Genomic DNA, 20,781 nt, shown 5'->3' with positions numbered 1-20,781 from the left:
TCGTGAGTGGATCCCACTCTTCGGTGCTGCGCCATGCACGACGCCGCCCCGGTCAGCATCTCGGGCTGACCGGGGCGGCGTGCGGTGGTGGTTTCAGGCGGGATCTCGCGGTGAAACGGGATTTAGGGGGTGGCGTGGCCCCCGAGGCTCAAGGGTGCGTGGCGATTGACGTCCTTATAGAGCAGGTACCGGAAGGGCTTCGGGCCCCCGGCGTAGCAGGCTTGGGGGCAGAACGCCCTCAGCCACAGGAAGTCGCCTTCTTGGACCTCCACCCAGTCCTCGTTCAGCCGGTAGACGGCTTGACCCTCCAAGACGTAGAGGCCGTGCTCCATCACGTGGGTTTCGGCAAAGGGGATGATTCCACCCGGCTGAAAGGTCACGATGGTCACGTGCATGTCGTGGCGCAGGTCTGTGGGGTCCATGAATCGGGAGGTGGCCCATCGTCCTTCCGTTCCCGGCATGGGGGTCGGCTCCACGGCATCGTCGCTCGTGACGAACGACGACGGCGTCTCCAGCCCCTCGACCTTTTGGTACCTCTTGCGGATCCACAAGAATCGCGCCGGTTCTTCGCCTCGCTGGTGGAGTGTCCATGGCTCACCGGGAGCGATGAAAGCGTAGCCTCCGGGCTCGAGCTCGTGGGCGTCGTCGCCCAGGGTCAGGCTCAGCTGCCCTTCGAGGAGAAACAGGACGGATTCGGCGCTCGGGTCTTCTTCGGGCCGGTCCGAGCCGCCGCCGGGGGACACCTCGACCATGTACTCCGAGAAGGTTTCCGCGAACCCCGTCATCGGCCGGGCGAGGACCCACAGGCGGGTGGACGCCCAGAAGGGCAAGACGGAGGCCACGATGTCCCGTTGCGTGCCCCGAGGAATCACGGCGTACGCTTCGCGGAACATCGCCCGGTCGGTCAACATGTCGGTCTGCGGTGGGTGGCCACCGTGAGTGGCCCAGTAGGTGCGGTCTGTCATCGTGACTCTCCTGTTGAAGCGGCCGGGCTAGGGTGAGGCGTCGTCGCCGGGAGGGCGATCCCGCGGATGGTCTCTGGTTCGAGCCCCACCGCGCGGATCTCGGATTCGGTGATCGCCCCGCAGAGATGGGCGCGCAACAGGAAACCTGCCAGCGCCCTGGCCGTTGCTGGTTCGTCGGCGACGTCGGCGGCTTCGATTCCGGGGACCGACCGTCCGGCGTAGGCCACCAACCGGCGGGCGGCGTCGACGAAGGAGTTTCGATAGAAACTGTAGGTCGCCAGGTACCGGGTGGGTAGCTGATGGGCATGGAGGTCCCAGCCCTGGTAGAAACCGCGCTCGAGTGAGCGTCGCACCAAGCGGGAATGGAGGGCCCAACTGGCTCGCCGCTGTTCGGAGTCGCCCACGGGAAGCTGGTTGGAAGAGCCGTCCGACAGGTGAACCCCCGTACCGGCGACGGCCACCTGCATGACGGATTTCGCGTGGTCCGCGGCGGGATGCTCCAGGGATTGGAACTCGGCGGCGATTCCTAAAGACGCCGAGTAGTCGTAGGTGCCGTAGTGCAGCGACGTTACCCTCCCCTCGGCGGCTCGGATCATGGCGGGGATGGGGGTTGCACCATCGGCATCCACCACCATGAGTGGTGTTTCCATCTGAATTTCGAAGCGTAGGCGTCCGGCCGGTAGTGCGAGTGCTTCCTCAAGTGCCTGGCACGCCTGAACCATCACGCGTACCTGCTCCACGGTGGAAACCTTGGGCAGCGTCAGAATCAAACCGTCCGGCAACCCATCCGTGCCGACGCCCGCCTCAGCCAGGCCACCTTCGCGCACCAAGGTAGTCACGAAGAGATCGAGGGTACGGAGTCCTCGACGGCGGGTGGGGGCCTCGAAGCATTTGAACCGGATGCCCGAGAAGGCGGGAGCCGGTGCCGTCCCCCGATGTCGGTTGATCGCGAAGGCCGCAACCGTGTGGGCCGCTTGGACCGCGGCGGCGTCCTCCTCCTGGTCGGACCGGTCCCCGAATCCATCCTCGAGATCCACGCGCAGGTCCTCTATGGGCTCCTGACCGAGTTTCTCGGTGACGCGGGTGACGACCCCGTCCCGAACCTCCGGGGGAATCTCCGCCAGAGCCGCGAGGTGTTCCAAGCCACCGGCCTGTTCCGAAGCCTCGAGCGCGGCGCGCCCCCATTCGGCCGGCGTGTTCTCGGTGACGAGATCGGCTGGGATGTAACAGGTATGCACGGGCTGCCGGGCGCCGGAATCTCCCGGATAGTTCAGGATGAGGTCGGCGTCGGTGGCCGCGAGGGCGTCATCGGCGCGGTCCGCGAATTCGGGCGGAAGGCTCCGTCCCGAATCCGTGGCATCCGCGCCTGCTTCGACGCGGCTCACTGCGTGCCTTCCATTTGGGCGTAGGCCGGCAGGGTGAGGAACTCCGGGTAGTCGTCGCTCAGCACCATGTCCGAGATGAGGCGACCGGCCGGAACGAACCATGTGTCGTAATTCTCCGGATCGATTTCTTCCTTCAACGCGGCGAGCTGCTCGTCCAAGGTCTTCGAGACCAACTCTCGGGTCGCGGTATTCCCGGTGTCCGTGTAGACGATGCCGTTCTTGATCTGTTGCCACACCTGCGAACGGGAAATTTCGGCGGTAGCGGCATCCTCCATGAGGTTGTGAATCGCGACGGCGCCGTTGCCGGAGAGCCACACGGCGATGTACTTGATCGCGACGTAGAGGTTGTCGGCGAGTTCGGCCTCGGTTCGTTGATCACCCGCCGAGGGAACGTCGAGGAGCTGTTCGGCGGTGACGTCGACGTCGGGGCGCTGGCGGTCCACCTGGTTGGGGCGATCGCCCAGGACGCCGTCGAAGACTTCACGGCACACCGGAACCAGGTCCGGGTGGGCGACCCAGGAACCATCGAATCCATCGTTGGCCTCGCGGGATTTGTCGTTACGGACCTTTTCAAAGGCGGCCTTATTGACCTGTTCGTCCTTGCGGGAGGGGATGAATGCCGCCATGCCGCCCATCGCGAAGGCGTTGCGCTTGTGGCAGGTTTGCACGAGGAGCTCGGTGTAAGCCCGCATGAGAGGTGCGGTCATCGTCACCGAGGAGCGGTCGGCCAGGATGTACTGCTCTCCGGCGTCGCGGAAATATTTGATGATGGAGAACAGGTAGTCCCAGCGTCCGGCGTTGAGGCCGGAAGCGTGTTCGCGCAGCTCATAGAGGATCTCGTCCATTTGGAACGCGGCGGGGATCGTTTCAATGAGGACGGTCGCCCGGATCGTTCCGTGCTCGATACCGAGGTACTGCTCGGAGAAGGTGAAGACGTCGTTCCAGAGGCGGGCCTCCAAATACGACTCCATCTTGGGCAAGTAGTAATAGGGGCCGTGCCCGTTCTCGAGCAGCAGGCGCGCGGTGTGGAAAAAGTGCAGGCCGAAGTCCGTGAGAGATCCTGATCCGGATTCGCCGTTGACGGTGATATTGGCCTCGGGCAAGTGCCAGCCGCGGGGGCGCATCACGACGACGGGGCGCGGCTGATCCTCACGCAACCGGTATTCCTTGCCCTCGGGGGAGGTGAAACTCAAAGTTCCGCGAGCGGCATCGCGCAAGTTGGCGATCGATTCCAGCTGGTTATGCCAACTCGGGCTGGCGGCGTCTTCGAGGTCCGCGAGCCAGACCTTGGCTCCGGAATTCAGCGCATTGATGGCCATCTTGGCCGGGCTGGCTGGTCCAGTCATTTCGACCCGGCGGTCCTGAAGGGCCTCAGGGGTCGGCGCTACGGTCCAGTCACCGTCGCGAATTTCCTGGGTTTCGGGAAGGAAGTCCATGGTCTTTTCGGACATGACCTTCTCGCGTGCGGTCACTCGAGCAGCGAGGAGTTCTTCGCGACGGCCTCCAAACTTCTCGTGGAGAACTTCAAGGAACGCGAGGGCTTCGTCGGTCAGAATCTCCGGTGCGGAAGCCAACGTTTCCGGTGTGTTGTGCGTGATGGTCATCGATGTCTCCTCGACGGTCGTAGAGATGAGGTTCTCGGGAGTGTGGTGTGGACTCAGCCTTCGGCATTTCGTCGCGCGGTGCTTTCGACGGCCTCGGCGACGGCGGATGCCACATTGGGGTCAAAGACGCTCGGCACGATGAAATTGGGATTTCGTTCGTGGTCGGCCACGCAGTCCGCGATGTCCTGGGCCGCAGCCACGAGCATGTCTTGGGTGATGTCCTTGGCCCCGGCGTCGAGCAGGCCGCGGAAAAGGCCCGGGAAAGCCAAGACATTGTTGATCTGATTCGGGAAGTCGCTGCGTCCGGTCGCGACGACGGCGGCATGCCGGGCGGCTTCAGCGGGGTCGACTTCGGGGTCCGGATTGGCCATCGCGAAGACGATGGCGTCGTCGGCCATGGTTGCAATGTCGTCGCCGGTCAACAGGTTAGGTGCGGAGACGCCGATGAACACGTCGGCTCCCGCGACGGCCTCCCGAAGGGAACCGCTGAAGGCATTCTTATTCGTGTTCTCGGCCAGCCATTGGCGGTGCGGGTCGGAGTAAGTCTCGCCCGAGTGAATGGCACCGTTGCGGGAGCACGCGATCACGTTCGCGACGCCGTTAGCCAGCAAGAGTTGGATGATGGCGTGTCCGGCTGCACCCACGCCCGAGACGACCACCTTGACGTCTTCTACCTTCTTGCCGACCTCACGCAGAGCGTTGTAGAGAGCCGCGAGGGTCACGATCGCGGTGCCGTGCTGATCGTCGTGGAAAACGGGGATGTCCAGCTCTTCCCGGAGTCGGGCCTCGATCTCGAAACAGCGCGGGGCTGCGATGTCTTCGAGGTTCACGCCGCCGTACACGGGAGCCATCGCTTTGACGATGCTGATGATCTCTTCGGTGTCTTTGGTGTCGAGGCACACGGGCCAGGCGTCGACCTCGGCGAAGGCTTTGAAGAGCGCGGCTTTGCCCTCCATCACGGGAAGTGCTGCGGCGGGGCCGATATCGCCTAGGCCGAGCACCGCGGTTCCGTCGGTGACCACGGCGACGGTATTGCGCTTAATCGTGAGCCGTCGAGCATCTTCGGGTTTGTCGTGGATGGCCTTGCAGACGCGCGCCACGCCAGGGGTGTAGGCGCGGGAGAGATCGTCGCGGTTGCGAAGCGACACGCGGGGAGTCACCTCGATCTTTCCGCCCAAATGGATCAGGAACGTGCGGTCGGAAATGTGGCGGACCGTGACGTTGTCGAGCGCGTTGATCGCGTCTCGGACTTCGTCGCGATGGTCACCGTTCGACACATTGCAGCTGATGTCGAGGATCACGGAGTCCGGGTGAGATTCGACGATGTCGAGGGCCGTGACCTGGGCGCCTGCGGCGGACGCTGCGGTGGTGATCTCGCTCGTGGAGGTGAAGGAGGCCGGCGCTTCGATGCGGAGGACCATGGAGTATCCGGGGCTAGGGGCTGCCATTGCGTGTGTTTCCTTCCCTTGGCGAGGATCTCTGATCCGCGCGGTATCCGTATTGTGGAAAAAGAATTCCATTACTGGAATCGTAAGGGTAGTGTGTCCACCATGACAAGGCTTCGGTGAAATATGATTCTCGGTGTTGCCGACTTATTAACCCTTCGGGCATGGGTCGGCTCATCGCCACCGATGCTTGCGCTGGGGTCCACAAGGGATTCCGCCGAGCGAACCATGACGGTGTGCGATCACCACGAGGAGGGGACACCGATGACAGAAGGCAAGAGCTCCGGAGGTGTGCAGTCGGTCGAGCGAGTCTTCGATCTGCTGAATATCATCACCAGTTCGGGTGGGGAGTCGTCGCTGAGCGAGCTGGCCACCAAGGCAGAGTTGCCGTTGCCGACCATCCATAGGTTGCTGCGAACTCTGGTGTACTTGGGGTACGTGCGTCAGCTACCGAGCCGAAGCTATGCGCTGGGCCCCGGCCTGATTCGGCTGGGTTATACCGCGAGTCTCCAAATGGGTGCATTCGCCCAGCCCGTGTTGAAGAACCTGGCGGACCGATTGGGCGAGTCCGCCAATATGGCCATGCTGGATGGACACATGGTGGTCTACGTGGGGCAGGCGCAATCCACGCATTCGATGAGGATGTTTACCGAGGTGGGGCGTCGTGCGCACACGCACGACACCGGCGTCGGGAAGGCCATCTTGGCAACCCTCCCCGAATCTCAGGTGATCTCGATCGTTTCCTCGATGGGGATGCCGACGCCCACGCGCAAAAGCATCGGGTCGATGGACGATCTCTTGGCTGATCTGGCAACCGTCCGCGAACGCGGCTATGCGATCGACGACGAAGAGCAGGAGATCGGCGTTCGGTGTTTCTCGATGGCCGTACCCAATGCCCCGACGCCGACGGCAATTTCGGTGTCAGGCCCCGTCTCGCGCGTTGACTGGAACTTTGGCGAGCGTGCGGTGCCTCAGCTGCGAGAAGCCGTGGCGGAACTTTCGGCTCAATTCACGTCCGGATCCTAAGGGGCTCACGGGTGCCGCACGACCGTGGCGGCGCGCAGGGCCCGCGTGGAATGGTTCGTTTCTGCGGGTGTTCGGTGGAACGCCAATCGTTCTCGGTGACCCCCTGATGTGATACTTCACGCATTACTTCAAATATTGATGTAAATCTGTGATGACTAGGCGTACTCTTCAAAAGGCGCTTCGTTAGGTGAGGCTCCTTAGTAGACAGAGGTCACTGATCTCACGACGTCGAGAGACGCCCAAGATTAGGACAGAGCACATCGGATTAAGGTGTGTTCCCAGGTGACTTCCCGTTCGTGGATACGCTACTGAGAGTCAAAACTTTTACATGGAAGCGCGTTCCCATGTACATCGTTTTGCGTTGGCTACGTGGGATCCTGCCTACTCTCAGTGAGGTTTCCCATGATGATGAATACTCCTGTCCTGAAGAAGACCACGACCCCTCGGGTTGCTCACAAAGTTTCACTGTCCCTGGTGGGGATGACGCCGTCGTCGGCCGCCAAATATTTAGAACGACTGCCCATTGATCAGGCCTTTCGGCTGTTCTCTGGAGAGCCTCGCCAGCGTCAGACTGGCATTATTCAGACCATCGACGTGGCCGTCGGGGCCCGACTCTTGCGCATGGATGAACACGACGACGACATCCTGAAAGAAATTCCGGAATCGCAGCGTCAACAACTCACCACGCTATTGTCTTGGCCGGATGACTCGATCGGTTCGCGGATGTCCGTGGTCTACTATTCGCTGCCCAGCGATCGCCTCATTGGCGACATCGATTGGGATGAATTGACCGCCAGCCCTTCATGGGCACGTGACCACACCATTTACGTGTGCGACGACGGGCAGTTCCGAGGGACCGTTCCGGAGGACGTGGTGTACACATCCTCGGATAGCGTGTCTCTGGGTTCCTTGTGTACTCGCAACGAGCGCATCATCTCGCCGTTGGAAGACCAAGAATCCGTGATTGTCGAGATCGAGGCTAATGGCTACGATCCCGTCCCCGTGGTCCATGAGGGCGCCATGATCGGGGTGATCCGTCACGACGACGCCGCCGAAATTATTCGTCAGGAATCCACCGAAGACGCCGAAAGGCAGGGTGGGTCCAGCCCCCTCGAGACCCCGTATTTGTCGTCATCGCCGTGGCACCTGTGGAAGAAGCGCATCGGGTGGATTCTCGTGCTCTTCGTGGCGGAGTCGTACACCAGCACCGTGCTGAGCACTTTTGAGGATGAGCTCAGCTCGGTCATCGCCTTGTCGTTCTTCATTCCATTGCTGATTGGTACCGGTGGAAATACCGGCACACAGATCACGTCGACGTTGATCCGCGCCATCGCCGTGGACGGCGTGCGCCTGGGTGATGTTGCGAAGATTATTCGGAAAGAAATGGCCACGGGATTGCTCATTGGCCTCTGCATGAGCGTGGCCGGCATCATCCGCGCAACGATCTTGGGGGTCGGTTTCCAGGTCGCATTGGTCGTGGCGGTGACCCTCGTGGCGATCGTTTTGTGGAGCAGCCTCGTTTCAGCGATTCTGCCGTTGCTCATCAAGAAGTTGCGCATGGATCCCGCGGTGGTTTCCTCGCCGTTTATCTCCACCTTTGTGGACGGCACCGGATTGATCATCTATTTCGAGATCGCGCGCCTGTTGATGTTCTAAAGGGTGAGCAGATCCGGGGAAACCTTGGCTGAAAGCGCACCTATGAAGGCCCCGCCGAACCTCTCGTTCGGCGGGGCCTTCGCAGCGCGGAAGTGGTTTAGCAGAACCCGGCGATGCCGGCCCACACCTCGTCAGCCCTTTCGGCGCCTTCACGCTCGATGGTTGCCTCAATCAACCCGTAGGGCCGATCGGCCGCGTAGTGCGTTTCGTTGTTATTTTCCAGATTGCAGAATCCCAGGTTGTACACGAAATGGTGTTTATTGGGGCACGAGAATCTGATGTCGTCGATTTCCGGGTGAGCCTCGATTACGGCCTTGCCCATCAAATACAGGGTCTCCTGCAATGCCCGGGAATAGTGGTCGGTGAATTTGGCCAGAATAATCTTTTTCACGTCTTCGTAGACGGCGTCGTAATCCACGTCGTCCGTGTTGTACCGCCAACGGGTCGCGATATCCGTGGAGAGCACGCGGTCCTCGGTCTCGGGGAGGGTGGTGTAAGGATCTTTCGGATAGCCCACGAATCCCGATTCGGTGGTTTTGAGAACTGTCAGGTCGCGGAAGCCCGAAATGACGGTGCGTTTCGACCTATCCGTCACGACGACCGCAGTCCGCACTTCATCCTTATTTTGAACGAACGAGTGGTCGTGGTCGTTGATCCGATTCCAGAGATGCTCTTCGGCCGCCCATCGGCCGCCCGTCACCCAGTCAAAGCTGGACGTGAAGTGGTCGGAAAGGGTCAGCAGAAACTCTTCCGGCGAGGCGACGTCGTGCTTTTGGGCCAGTGCAAACACCGTATTTTTCTGAGTATCCGTGGCGACGCAGTGGCCGTTATCTCCCTCGGTGTGGACGGCCTGAAAATCGCCCCGCAATTGCGAGGAGACGACGACGTCCCTCAGGGTGTGGCGATCGCTGTCACGGTTAACGCGAACCACATGGTTCTCCGCCTTGCCGTACTGGTTTATTCCAAGGATCACGTTGGTCATGATGCTGTACTCCTGATCGAAAGCATTTTCGTTTCTTGAGGTGGATCGGCAATCGTCGACGTGGGGTCGGCTCCTGGGTCAACTGCCGCGGTATGTGGAATACGCAAACGGGCTGAGGAGCAAAGGCACGTGGTAATGCCCTTGGTCTTCGCGCGCCGTAAAATCCACCGCGACGAACGGGTACAAGGTCTCCAGGTCAAGCCCGGAGAAGTACGGTTCGGTCGCGAAAATGATCCGGTAATGGCCGGATTCCAGGGTCTCTGGGCCGAGCGTGGAGACTCGGCCGTCCTCATCGGTCACGGCGGTGGCGATGGTCTCGCCGGATCCGTGGAGGAGCGTCACTTCAATTCCGACGGCGGGGCGGCCATGAACGGAATCGAGGACGTGGGCGGAAATGAAACTCATGAGAGCATCCCTTCGATGCGTAGCGCGGCGATGTCGCGCAATTGTTCGGCGACTTCGGCCCGCTCTGACTGGGGGTCATTCTTCATCCGGCGAGTCAGCTCGGCGAGTATCTCGGGGTGGGAACGGCCGGCGGCCCGAATGAGGAAGACGTGGCCAAAGCGTTCTTCGTAGTCGCGGTTGCCTTGCTTGAGGCGTTCCGCGTCGTCGTCGGACGTTGAACCGAGACTGGCCTGTTCCGCGCGGGAAAGTCGGGCTTCGGCAGACTCACTACCGTCGCGCTCTCCGATCTTGGGGTGATGCGCCAACGCCCGGTCGATCTCGGTTTCCGTGAAAGGCTGTGCCGCAGTGAGTGCGAGCTCCTGTACTGATTGGACCGACGTGAAAGGGCGAGCGTCGACGATTTCCTCTTGCCAGCGAGGGATATCCAGCGCTGGCCGAAGGGTCGAGAGCGCGGCGTCGCGACTCAGCTCGTTGAATTCCGTGAGGATCATGCGACTCCGTCGTATTTCGTATAACGAAAATTAAATTCCATTTACAGACAGTGAACTGGATCACTGGATGGAAGTCAAGAGGGTGGGGGCGCGGGTGAGGCGGATTGTGCCCCCTCTGAGTCACTCGACGCGCGCCTATCCGGCCACCCTTTGCCCATGTGGCGCCGGCAACGTGCAGCGAAGAGAATAGCTTGCCAATGCGAAGTTGTAAGTTCGCCAAGCCGTACTTACGATAGTCCTCATCGGCGGCTATCGAGCTGGGCCCACTGGAGTACCAGAACGACGAGCCTCCCCGATGCACCTCGCTCGATCACGGCTCCTAGGAGAACTCCATGCACCGACGCCATCTGCCCCCATCACAAAGCCCACGCCATTCCCGAGGTTTTCGGGGTCGAGCATTGCGGGCATCCGCTGTTGGCATGGTGCTTTTGGCCGGGCTGACCGGTTGCGGAATAGCGGGAAATGCGGAAAAGAAGGCCGACGGGAACGATAAGCCCGTCGTGCTGACCACCTTCACCGTTCTCGCCGACATGGCCCGCAATATCTCCGGGGACCACGTAGAGGTTCGATCGATCACCTCCCCAGGGGCCGAAATTCATGAATACGAACCAACTCCCGACGACATCAAACAAGCGTCCCAAGCGGATTTGGTCCTCGAAAACGGGATGCACCTAGAAACGTGGTTTGAGAAATTCACCCAAGATGCTCACGCCGATCACGTGACCCTTTCCGAGGGAATTGAACCCATCAACATCACCGAAGGGGACGGCAAAGACACGGCGAACCCCCACGCTTGGATGAGCCCTCAAGCCGCAATGACGTACGTGGACAACATGGTCAAAGCGTTCTCTCGTTTGTCTCCGGAACATGCCGAAGACTTCAAGGCCAACGCGGAAAAGTACCGTGGCAAGATTCGGGAGATTCAGGAACGCATGACCCACGGGCTCTCGACGGTCCCCGAGGACCGACGTGTCCTCGTGACCTGTGAAGGTGCGTTCTCCTACCTCGCTCGAGACGCCGGCCTTCGGGAAAAATACTTGTGGGCCGTGAACTCGGACGGCGATCCCACACCCTCCCGCATTGCCGAGACCATTGATGAGGTCAACAAGAATAAAGTTCCGGCCGTCTTCTGCGAATCCACCGTGTCAGATAGCTCCATGCGCCAGGTGGTGGACGCCACCGACGCAAAATTCGGAGGAACCCTGTATGTGGATTCACTCTCCGACCAGAACGGCCCCGTCCCTACGTATCTGGACTTGTTGCGCCATGATGCCGAGACCATCGCTTCGGCGCTCGGTGGCCACCAGTGAGCTCACCCCTCGGAGAGGCTCGGGCGTCGCTGAATGTGGCCGAGGACCCGCCCCTGAAGGTACAGGGGCTGACCGTCTCACATGACGAAGGGCGGGCCCTCGACGACGTCGACCTCACCCTGTCGAGGGGGACGGTCACTGCGCTGTTAGGCATGAATGGGTCAGGAAAATCCACGCTATTCAATGCCGTGGCCGGGCTGATCCCTGCCGTGGGAGGGGAGGTCCAGGTCATGGGCCTCTCGCCCAAACACGCGCGCCGTCGGAATGTGCTGGGATACATGCCCCAGAGCGAAAACGTGGATTGGGACTTCCCGGTCACGGTTCACGACGTCGTGATGACCGGCCGTTATGGGCGGCTGGGCTTCACGCGTCGCCCGCGCCGTGAAGATCGGAAGGCCGTCGCGGAGGCCATTGAGCGGGTGGGTTTGAGCGAGTACACCCACCGACAGATCGGAAGACTCTCCGGGGGACAAAAGAAGCGAGCCTTCCTCGCACGGTCGCTGGCGCAAGAAGCCCAGCTGCTTTTGCTGGATGAGCCCCTCGCCGGGGTCGATACGGTCTCGGCACACACCATCGCCGAAATTCTGCGTGAGGTCGCCAGCGATGGGGCAACGGTCTTGATGTCGGTCCATGAAACCACCCAGCTGCGGAGCTTCGTCGACCATGCCATCTTGTTGAAAAATCGCGTCGTGTTCCGCGGATGCATCGACGAGGTCCTCAAACCGCAGAACCTGAGCCTCGCCTTCGGAGGAGCGACAGCATGAACGATGTCTTGTCCGTCATCCTCGAACCCCTGAATTACCCCTTCATGGCTCGTGCCCTGCTCGCGACCCTCGCGACCGCAACGGTGTGTGCGGTGCTATCGTGCTGGCTCGTGCTGACAGGGTGGTCCCTGATGGGTGACGCGGTCTCGCACGCGGTATTGCCCGGCGTCGTTCTGTCCTATGCCCTGGGACTACCCTTTGCGGTGGGTGCGGTGGTGTTTGGGCTCTTGACGGTGTGGCTGATCGGCGGGGTCAATAGGACCACTCGCATTAAGGAAGATGCGAGCATCGGGATCGTATTCACCACGCTGTTTGCCCTCGGTTTGGTGATGGTCTCGATGACGCCGTCTCCGGTGAATCTGGACCACATCATTTTCGGCAATTTGTTGGGGGTTTCTCCGGGAGACCTGATTCAAGTGGCCGTGTTGAGCGCCGTGTGCCTCACCGTCCTGTTGCTGAAACGACGTGATCTCACCTTGTACGCCTTCGATCCGCGCCACGCGCATGTCCTGGGTCTCCGGCCACGCGTCCTTGGAGGGATCCTCTTGGGCGCGCTCGCCGTGACCTGCGTCGTCGCCCTTCAGGCGGTGGGCGTGGTGTTGGTGGTGGCGATGCTCATTATCCCCGGGGCCACCGCGCTATTACTGACGAATCGATTCGCAACCATGCTCATGGTTGCCGTAGGTCTTTCGCTCTTCTGCTCGGTTTGTGGCGTTTATGCCAGCTACTACGTTGGTACCTCCACCGGAGGAACTGTGGTGCTGTGTCAGGGCCTGATGTTCTGCGCCGTCTGGACGATCACCCGCATGAGGCGCATTCTTGCGGGTCGTTTCGAACGGTTGTCCATGGGGTGACGTTACCCGTTCACGGGTTCCCGGTTCTGGGATTGGCCGATCCATTCGTGGACCAGTGAGACCACTCCGGCGCCCTCGCCCGTCGCGGAGGCCACACGTTTCATGGATCCGGATCGAACGTCCCCGGCACAGAAGATGCCCGGTACGGCGGTGGCGAGCTCAGCCGGAGGCAACCCGTTGGACCAAAACCTCGAGGGGACATCGCGGCCCGTAAGAACGAAACCGCGGTCGTCGCGATAGACGGCATCCGGTATCCATTCACAGTGCGGGTCGGCGCCCAGAAGAAGGAACAAACCCTGGGACGCCACACGTTCGCCGACCTCGGTGCGGACATCGGTGAGCTCCAGCCACGCCAGTTGGCCGTCGACGGCCCCTCCGTCGGAAACTCGTGTGTTCGCCCGGACCGTGATGCGAGGGTTTGCCTCGACCTCGGTGATCAGGTAGGCCGACATGGTTTCTCGGAGCGATGGCCGTCGAATCACGATGGTCACGGAGCGGGCGAACCGAGCGAGATGCACCGCGGCCTGTCCGGCACTATTTCCGCCACCAACCACCACGACGTCGCCACCGGCTACTTCTCGTGCCTGCGACATCGCCGCCCCGTAGTTCACGCCGTGCCCCACGAGCTCTTCGATGTTGTCGACGCCGAGACGACGATACGAAATACCGCTGGCAATAATCACTGACCGCGCGTAAATCGCGCCGGCGTCGGTGAGAACCCGATGAGGTTGCCCCTCGCCCCCGGGGACCAAGCCAGTGACCTCCCAGCCGGTGAAAAACCGCGTACCGAACCGCATGGCCTGGCTCCGGGCCCGGAACGCGAGTCTCATCCCCGAGACCCCGTGGGGAAAACCGAGGTAATTGCGGATCATCGAACTGGTTCCCGCCTGGCCGCCTACGGCCTCGGCCTCTAGGGCGACCGTGCTTAAGCCCTCGCTCGAGGCGTACACGCAGGCGGCCAGGCCAGCGGGGCCCGCGCCAATCACCACGACGTCGAGTACCTCCGAGACTTCACTCAGCGTCGTCGCGTCCGGTCGTCCGTGCAAGCGTCGGGCCAAATCGCGGACTTCCGGACAATGCTCCGGAGACTCTCCCGCGACGGCCACAAGGGGCCATTGAACCTCGTCGCCCTCGTAACCGTCGAGGGCGCGACGGCCCATCTCCGACTCGGGGGCATGCAGGCCGTGGGGAATGCCGGTTCGTTGCAGGTAATCGCGTAGCTGCCAGGCCCCGGCGTGACCAGAAGGAGCAATGACCTGAACGGTTTCCACCTGCGAGGTGCCCACCGTGGCCGCCCAGTCGTTCAGCAGATCCACGATCACCGAGTGAAATTCCTCGTCCCGGGTGCCGCGTGGCATCAGCAGATGCGCGTCGAAGTAGCCCATGGCGACCTTCTGGCGCAGATGCGGTGCGTGTTCCCGAAAGTCGGCCCAAGGCGTCACCGCGATGCGTCGCGCCGTCGGGACCAGGGACCGGAAATCCGTCAGTAATGCTTTGAAGGAGTCCATGCCCACGGTGGTATCCGCGACGAACAGAACGATGGGCACCTCACGTGCCTGGAGGTCCTCGACGTGCGCTCGGGCGGACTCCGCGGAGGGCACCACCAGCACCGAGTACTCCCGCGCATAGCGGTCCAATTGCGCGCTCATCACGTCGATGTGTTCGGCTGTGAGGCACACGATGGCGGGTGTAGACATGGGGCTCCTGTTCAATTGTGAATTAGGCCGTGAGGCGGTGCACGTAACACCAGCGCCAGGACTCGCCGGGTTCAGCGGATTGCATCACGGGATGGCCCGTTCGGTGGAAATGTTCGGTCGCGTGCTTTCCGGTGGAGCTGTCGCAACAACCAATATCGCCACACTCCAGGCACATGCGGAGCGCGACGGCGTGTGTGCCCTCTTCGATGCATTGCTGACACACCGGGGCTTCTGGGGAGGCCTGGGAGGGGTATGCGGCGAGTTCATCGCAGTAGCCACCCTCGCGTGAGCCAATTGCCGCGAACGGCTCTGCCGAAGGCTCCACCGGGGGCTCGAGCATCGACTCTTCATAGTCCAAGGTGTTCAGCACGTCTTGGAGCACATGAGACGGGAATTTTCCCTTCCCCCGGATCGCGATCACGCGGGCGCGTTCGGCCGCGATCATTCGGCGGCGAATACGCGCGTACGCATCGCTGGGTGCTTCGTGCCCCGGCGTCGTGGAGAGGCGCTCCCACGCGGCGAAGGACCGCTCGTCGATACGCTCGCGAATGGTCTCGAGCACACCAGGGGATTCTTGGGTGGTGCAATCCTCCAGCTCCTTCATTCCGGCTTCCCCGGCCTTGTGGATGAGGGTGGCCCGAGCGAGCGCATCTTCGGCCGGGTCCGCGGGCTTGACCTTGAGCAAGCGCGTGAGCAAAGGCAGGGTCAGCCCTTGCACGTAGAGCGTGCCGAGCACCACGGTCAGCGCGGCGAGCACCAGGATGTCGTAGTGAGGCACGGACGGTGGGATCACGAACACCGCCGCGATCGTCACGACGCCGCGCATGCCGGCCCACGAGGTCACGAGCGCGTGCGACCACGGCTGCCGGTTCTCGGGTGACACCCGGAAATTCCTGATCCCTTGGCGGGCGCACACCCAGATCACGCGCACCACGATCACCGTGCCGAGGACGGCGGCGCAGAATCCGATGACCGCTGGGAGTGACATGCCGTCGTCCACACCCGAAATGATCGAGGCGGCTTGCAAACCGATCAGAAGGAAGACGGCGTGTTCCAAGAGGAAGGCGACGGTCGACCACGTCAGCCGTTCGGTGATGCGGGAACTTGCGGTCTGGACGATGGGCGCTTTGTGCCCGATGAGAAGGCCGGCCACGACCACAGCGATCACCCCGGAAGCCTCCACGGACTCCGCGATGAGATAAGCCGCGAAAGGAACCACGAAGGACATTCCCATGTCGATGAGGGCATCGTGGATGAACTTGCGGACCCAGATCACCACAAAAGCCACCGCAAGTCCTACGAGGACGCCGCCGCCGGCGGCGACGAGAAACTCCAGTCCGATCCCGCCGGCGGTCACGGCTCCACCAATAGCCGCCGTGGCTGCACGCAGAGCCACCAGCGCGGTCGCGTCGTTGAGGAGAGATTCGCCTTCCAGGACGGTCACGATCTGACGGGGCAGGCCGATCCTGCGCGCCACGGCGCTCGCCGAGACGGCGTCGGGCGGGGCCACGACCGCGCCGAGGGCCAGTGCCACGGGCCACCCAATGTCGGGCGAAATCGTGTGCACCATCGCCCCGACGGCCAGCGTGGTGACGACGACGAGGGCCACCGAGAGAGAAGCGACCGAGGCGATGTTGGCTCGAATGTCGATGATCGATGTGTGGATCGCCGTGGAATACAGCAGGGGCGGCAGGAGGCCGAAGAGAACGATCTCGGGGGATAGTTGGATCTCCGGCACAAACGGCAAGAATGAGGCCAGGGCTCCTAAAACGATCAGAACCATGGGCGCGGGAAGCCGAAGGCGTTCGCTGAGGGCGGTCCCCACGAGCACCGCGACAACGAGGCAGACTAATAAGAGGACGACGTGCACGAATTGATCTTCGCACGTGGGAGGTCGTTTGAGCAGAGCCCGGCCGAGAGAGCTCCCGTTTTAGCAGAATCCGTTGGAATTACTCCGGTAGTGCTGCCGTGAGAGAGACGACGCGGGTGATCTGACGGGCATTGAAGTTATCGTCGCTGATCAAGTTGATCTCGTAGACGCCGTGTTGGCCGCCGGTTACTGCCATCCCCTCGTAGTTGTCCATCAGGGGGTTGGATTGCGTCTGATGCGTCGGGGCGTCCTGTGAGGGAAGGCCCGTCACGTCCACGGCCCGCGATTTTGTGAGGAAGGAGCCCGCCGAGGCTTGGGCGAGGTTCGGCACATTTGTGACGTCGGGGGCCGCGTCCAGGTTAGTCACGGCGTACAGTTCGGCGGTATTCCCGCGATCGGCGGACCACGCCGCTTCTTCCACGAGGAGATTGTCTTTGCCGTAGAACTGGACCTCAGGGATGCGGTTGCCGGTTTGGGTGCGGTAACCGACCTGTTTGTCTAGTCTCCACTGGCCACCGTGCTTGCGGTAGACGAGGAAACGATGAGCCGTCGCGTCGGCGGTGGTGACGTCTCCGCTGAGGGGGCCCTCCATCGAGGCGACGAGCGACTGCCCATTGGGGCTGAGCGTGAGCCCTTCCAGGGTCGCGTTGTCGGTGGCCTGGCCTTGGGCGGATTTGCCCGCGACCCCGAAGTTTCCTGGAACCGGCAGGGTTGCCTTCTGGACGCCGTCTCGACCGAATACCCGAATGGTTGGCTCGGTTTCGGAGCTGACCAGGTAATCCCCCTGGGGCGTGATCGCCAGACCTTCGTTGTCGGCGGTTTGGCCTGTGTACGGGGTGCCGTCCGGTTTCTTCAAGACCAAGGGGGCGCCCGTGATGCGGGGATTGTGGGGATCCGAGTAGAACCAGATGCGCGACGGGTCGTCCGCGTGGTTGTCCACCGTGGAAGCCCACGCGTGCCGTCTCTTGTCGTAGGCCATGGACGAGAGGCCGCCGACCTCCGCGCCGTCGGCGCTCACCTTGTCCAGGGCGTCGGAATAGCCGACGACCTGCGGCGATGAAGGCGTGTCATGCCCGGGATTGGCTTCAGCGGCGGGGGAGCCCAGACCGATGAGGAGCGTGCCGGCCAGAGCGGCGGCGGCACATTGCGTGTGGCGATGCATGATGGACTCCGAGGTGGTTGGTGTCGTGGCCGCCGACGGCGGCAACGGAGGCAGACATCGTCGATGCTGGACGGCTCGGGTGTCGCCCGAGTGACGTGCGGGCCAACACGTCGCGAATCTTCGCACGCGGTCGATCCCATCGATAGCTGGCAATTCAGACGAGAAATTATTTCGCAACCGAAATATTTTCCACGAGCATGGGGTTTAATCCGACATTGCCCGAGAATGGGTGATCGTCGTGAACAAGGAAGGGAGGGATCATGTCGGGAAAGCGGCTGTTCACCATGGAGAAGAGCTCGTCCCACGTGGGGCTCGTGACATTTTGGCTGGCGGCGGGCACGTTTGCCTTCGGGGCGGGCGAATTCGCGTCGATGAGCCTGCTGCCCTCGATCGCCTCCGGTCTTGGAGTGAGTGAGGGCCAGGTCGGCCACATCATCACCGCGTACGCCGTCGGCGTCGTTTTGGGCGCGCCGGTCATCGCGGTGTTCGGCGCCCGGTGGCCCCGCAAGCCGTTGCTCTTGGCGCTTCTGGGCGTTCTGGTTCTCGGGAATATCTTTGCCGGGCTCGCACCTTCCGTGCTCTTGCTGAACGTCGCACGATTCCTCTCGGGCATACCTCACGGAGCCTTCATCGGGTTGGGCACCTTGGTTGCCGTCGAGATGTCTTTGCCCTCCAAGAAAGCGCGTGCCGTGAGCTCGGTGGGCCTGGGAATTCCCGTGGCCACCATCATCGGCGTTCCCGTGTTCACGATTCTCGGTCAGCTCGTAGGGTGGCGCGCCAGCTACTTGCTCATGGCCGTGATTGCCGCAATTGCCCTGGTCGCTCTGTGGGCGACGGCGCCCAATACCGCCGGAAACCGTGCCACGAGCCCCAAACTCGAGATGGCTGCGATGACCAATCCCAAGGTGCTTTTGACGCTGTTCACCGCAGCCATCGGGTTCGGCGGCATTTTTGCGGTGTATTCCTTCTTCACGTCGGCCTACGAGGGGACCGACGCCGGCCCGGTGTGGGCGATGTCGCTCATTCTGATGCTCTATGGGTTCGGGGCGACCGTCGGCAACTGGCTGGCGGGTTTCGCCACGGAGCGGTTCCTGCTGGGCGCCGCCATCATTTTCCAGATACTCCTGGGGCTCTCCGCGGCTCTGTACGCCGTTGGGATGGGCAACGTCTGGATCATGGGCCTCGCGATGATCCTCATCGGGTCCAGCGGTGGGCTGGTGGTGCCGATGCAACCCCGCCTCATGGTCGCCGCCGGCGACGCCCGGACATTGGCGGCCGCCATGAATCACGTGGCATTCAACCTAGCCAACGCGATCGGCCCGCTGGTTGCGGGAGCCGCGATGACGGCGGGTGGCGGCTGGGCTTCCACGGGGTGGGTCGGCGTCGCACTCGCTGCTGGAGGGTTGATCCTGCTGCTCGTCAACGTGCTCAGCGATCGCCGCACCCCGGTGACCCATCACGCGATCCGGTTCGACCCGCACACGGGGACCGTGCAGATCGTCGACCCGAAGCAGTAAGCACTTCGGAGCCGCATGAATAGGCAAGGCCCCGCGATTCCGTGAAGAATCGCGGGGCCTTGCGTTGTGCGGCTAGTGTCGGCCGTTGCCGTTGCCGTTGCCGTTGCCGTTGCCCTGGCCGTTCCCGTGGCCATTCCCCTGGCCGGGACCCTGGTGTGAGCCAGTGTCGCTGGCGGGTTGATAACCGGGACCCTTGGCGGAGGCCGGGATCGAATCCATGTTCACGTGCAGGAACTCGCCGTCGTCTTGTTGACCATCCGGAAGGTTCTTCGGGGTCAGACCATACGGAGCCTTGTCGCCGGTGGAGCCGCCCAGCCCGTAATCGCTGTCGTTGGAAATCCAGAGGTCACGCCCGCCGTTGAGCGCGGCGACGCCCTCGATCTTGTCGTGGGCAAAGAACCCGCCGGTGGGATCGATGCCCCAGACGAGCTTGGTGATGTCCAGGTACATCGCGCTCGATACGGGCGTGATACCCGCGTTCTTCAGCGCCGAAGCGGCATCGGCCTCGTTGGACTTACCGGTGAGCCCCTCGATGCTCTTGCCACCCACGAGCAAGCCGCCTTTGCCTGCGTCATACGTACTTCCCTGAACGTTGCCATTCTGAGAGACATCCGTGGCCCCGGAAATATCTACCTTGTGCAATTTTTTGTACGAATTCGCACCCAGGTCGCCGTCGCGCTCATCCACGAGGAATTCGTGATTCGACAACGCGGTGATTTCGCTGATGTTGGTCGAGGCTGAGTCCAGATGCCGCATGTACAGGTATTCATGGCTCTTTCCTGTTGCGAGGTCGATGGTCACGATGCGGGTCGGCACCACATTCTTAGGCTTGCCCTTCAAATCCGGGGTGACCAGGGCGGACTGCATGGCGCCCACCAGAGTCTTGCCATCGGGCGTGATGGTGAGGCCTTCCATGCCCTTATTTGGGTCCCGCATCTTCAGCTCGCCCGGGAGGCTGCCGTTGAAAGGCGAGAGGCGCTGGAGCTGTCGGCCCTGAGCGTCGAAGTGAGTCACGTACGGGCCGTACTCGTCGCTCACCCAGAACGAGCCATCGGGCATGGCCACCAAGCCCTCGCTGTCATATCCGTGATCCGACTTCGGCAGCACCTTGCCCGAGAGGTCTTGAATTTCCTCGCCGGTGTCGGCCTCGGGAGAAACCTGGCCATTCAACGGTTTGCCGTCCGTGCCCTTGAGCTCGATCACGCGGTTGAGCTTCGCGTGGCCGTTGACCATGCGAAATTCACCGATCTGCGGTGCGTAGTCGGGGTAGGGCTCGATCTTGATGCCGTCCGGCCCATCGACGTTGGGGCCACGGTCGGTCAACCCGTAGAACACATCCTGGCTACCGGGCTTGGGCGTTAGGGCGGAACCATAGGCCGAACCCTTGACCGGGACGTTACCCACGGATCCAAGGTCCTTGATGTGCGTGGTGTAAACCTCCGCGCCGGGAGCCTTCTGGGGAGGATTAGCCATCGCGGGAGCGGAGGGGAACACCAGGATTCCGGTTGCGGCTGCGGCGAGCAGGAGGGTGCGTTTCTTCGTCATGGTTTGGTCTTTCCATCGATGCTGAGTGACCGACCGAGTACATCAGCCGCAGATGACGAATGGGGGAGCATCGGGTGACGAGAACACGACCAACCCGTGGCCC

17 protein-coding genes and 1 riboswitch are annotated in these 20,781 nt (G+C 62.2%); of the genes, 6 read left to right on the top strand and 11 right to left on the bottom strand.

What is annotated here, in order from left to right; genetic code table 11:
• Positions 1–122 precede the first annotated feature (122 nt).
• Genes B9Y51_RS03375 through B9Y51_RS03360 form a run of 4 tightly spaced genes read right to left on the bottom strand, consistent with a single transcriptional unit; the run spans position 123 to position 5,402 of the window.
• Positions 123–965, bottom strand: coding sequence for a bifunctional allantoicase/(S)-ureidoglycine aminohydrolase (locus B9Y51_RS03375; protein WP_085528768.1), 843 nt, complete (start codon positions 963–965; stop codon positions 123–125).
• The gene (locus B9Y51_RS03370) at positions 962–2,350 is read right to left on the bottom strand and encodes a DUF6986 family protein (protein ID WP_085528767.1); all 1,389 of its coding nucleotides are present in this window, start codon (positions 2,348–2,350) and stop codon (positions 962–964) included. The genes B9Y51_RS03375 and B9Y51_RS03370 overlap by 4 nt, the downstream gene beginning before the upstream one ends.
• On the bottom strand, positions 2,347–3,954 hold the full coding sequence (gene aceB, locus B9Y51_RS03365; RefSeq protein WP_085528766.1) for a malate synthase A: 1,608 nt from the start codon (positions 3,952–3,954) through the stop codon (positions 2,347–2,349). The genes B9Y51_RS03370 and aceB overlap by 4 nt, the downstream gene beginning before the upstream one ends.
• Positions 3,955–4,007: 53 nt before the next feature.
• A complete protein-coding gene (locus tag B9Y51_RS03360; RefSeq protein WP_085528765.1) occupies positions 4,008–5,402 on the bottom strand; it encodes an NAD-dependent malic enzyme in 1,395 nt (464 codons plus the stop codon).
• A gap of 261 nt (positions 5,403–5,663) precedes the next feature.
• On the opposite strand from B9Y51_RS03360, the gene B9Y51_RS03355 reads away from it, so the two are divergent.
• Together B9Y51_RS03355 and mgtE are read left to right on the top strand one after the other, a co-directional pair.
• Positions 5,664–6,425, top strand: coding sequence for an IclR family transcriptional regulator (locus B9Y51_RS03355; protein WP_085528764.1), 762 nt, complete (start codon positions 5,664–5,666; stop codon positions 6,423–6,425).
• 172 nt (positions 6,426–6,597) lie between these two features.
• Positions 6,598–6,766: riboswitch (M-box (ykoK) riboswitch) on the top strand.
• 61 nt (positions 6,767–6,827) lie between these two features.
• Entirely contained in the window at positions 6,828–8,081 is a 1,254-nt protein-coding gene (gene mgtE, locus B9Y51_RS03350) for a magnesium transporter (RefSeq protein ID WP_085528763.1), read from the top strand.
• Between the two features lie 97 nt (positions 8,082–8,178).
• Here mgtE and pucL read toward each other — a convergent pair whose 3' ends face one another.
• The 3 genes from pucL to uraD form a co-directional block, all read right to left on the bottom strand.
• Positions 8,179–9,063: a factor-independent urate hydroxylase gene (pucL, locus tag B9Y51_RS03345; protein WP_085528762.1), complete on the bottom strand. Its 885-nt coding sequence runs from the start codon at positions 9,061–9,063 to the stop codon at positions 8,179–8,181.
• Positions 9,064–9,141: 78 nt separating this feature from the next.
• The gene (gene uraH / locus B9Y51_RS03340) at positions 9,142–9,468 is read right to left on the bottom strand and encodes a hydroxyisourate hydrolase (RefSeq protein ID WP_048680929.1); all 327 of its coding nucleotides are present in this window, start codon (positions 9,466–9,468) and stop codon (positions 9,142–9,144) included.
• On the bottom strand, positions 9,465–9,959 hold the full coding sequence (gene uraD, locus B9Y51_RS03335) for a 2-oxo-4-hydroxy-4-carboxy-5-ureidoimidazoline decarboxylase (protein ID WP_085528761.1): 495 nt from the start codon (positions 9,957–9,959) through the stop codon (positions 9,465–9,467). The genes uraH and uraD overlap by 4 nt, the downstream gene beginning before the upstream one ends.
• Before the next feature lie 419 nt (positions 9,960–10,378).
• On the opposite strand from uraD, the gene B9Y51_RS03330 reads away from it, so the two are divergent.
• The 3 genes from B9Y51_RS03330 to B9Y51_RS03320 are packed head-to-tail and all read left to right on the top strand — an operon-like array spanning position 10,379 to position 12,887.
• Entirely contained in the window at positions 10,379–11,269 is an 891-nt protein-coding gene (locus B9Y51_RS03330) for a metal ABC transporter substrate-binding protein (RefSeq protein ID WP_238651206.1), read from the top strand.
• Complete coding sequence (locus B9Y51_RS03325; protein WP_245826037.1) at positions 11,266–12,033, top strand: metal ABC transporter ATP-binding protein; 768 nt, start codon at positions 11,266–11,268, stop codon at positions 12,031–12,033. The genes B9Y51_RS03330 and B9Y51_RS03325 overlap by 4 nt, the downstream gene beginning before the upstream one ends.
• Positions 12,030–12,887: a metal ABC transporter permease gene (locus tag B9Y51_RS03320; RefSeq protein ID WP_085528760.1), complete on the top strand. Its 858-nt coding sequence runs from the start codon at positions 12,030–12,032 to the stop codon at positions 12,885–12,887. Before B9Y51_RS03325 ends, B9Y51_RS03320 begins: the two co-directional genes overlap by 4 nt.
• Before the next feature lie 2 nt (positions 12,888–12,889).
• On the opposite strand, the gene B9Y51_RS03315 is transcribed toward B9Y51_RS03320, so the two are convergent.
• From B9Y51_RS03315 to B9Y51_RS03305, 3 genes are all read right to left on the bottom strand, one after another.
• On the bottom strand, positions 12,890–14,584 hold the full coding sequence (locus B9Y51_RS03315; RefSeq protein ID WP_085528759.1) for an NAD(P)/FAD-dependent oxidoreductase: 1,695 nt from the start codon (positions 14,582–14,584) through the stop codon (positions 12,890–12,892).
• A 22-nt stretch (positions 14,585–14,606) separates the two neighbouring features.
• Positions 14,607–16,454 carry a Na+/H+ antiporter gene (locus B9Y51_RS03310; protein WP_085528758.1) on the bottom strand — a complete coding sequence of 616 codons (1,848 nt, stop codon included), beginning with the start codon at positions 16,452–16,454 and terminating at the stop codon, positions 14,607–14,609.
• 79 nt (positions 16,455–16,533) lie between these two features.
• Positions 16,534–17,616: an esterase-like activity of phytase family protein gene (locus tag B9Y51_RS03305; protein WP_085528757.1), complete on the bottom strand. Its 1,083-nt coding sequence runs from the start codon at positions 17,614–17,616 to the stop codon at positions 16,534–16,536.
• Positions 17,617–17,876: 260 nt separating this feature from the next.
• Between B9Y51_RS03305 and B9Y51_RS03300 the strand changes: the two genes are divergently transcribed.
• Positions 17,877–19,133 (top strand): MFS transporter, encoded by a 1,257-nt coding sequence (locus tag B9Y51_RS03300; RefSeq protein WP_085528756.1) that lies wholly within the window; start codon positions 17,877–17,879, stop codon positions 19,131–19,133.
• 72 nt (positions 19,134–19,205) lie between these two features.
• On the opposite strand, the gene B9Y51_RS03295 is transcribed toward B9Y51_RS03300, so the two are convergent.
• Complete coding sequence (locus B9Y51_RS03295) at positions 19,206–20,678, bottom strand: esterase-like activity of phytase family protein (RefSeq protein WP_085528755.1); 1,473 nt, start codon at positions 20,676–20,678, stop codon at positions 19,206–19,208.
• Between the last annotated feature and the right edge of the window lie 103 nt (positions 20,679–20,781).

This window comes from Kocuria massiliensis (genome assembly GCF_900169715.1).
GTDB lineage: Bacteria > Actinomycetota > Actinomycetes > Actinomycetales > Micrococcaceae > Rothia > Rothia massiliensis.
Note: the sequence above shows the minus strand (reverse complement) of the source record. Positions and strands in the feature narration are given on the sequence as shown.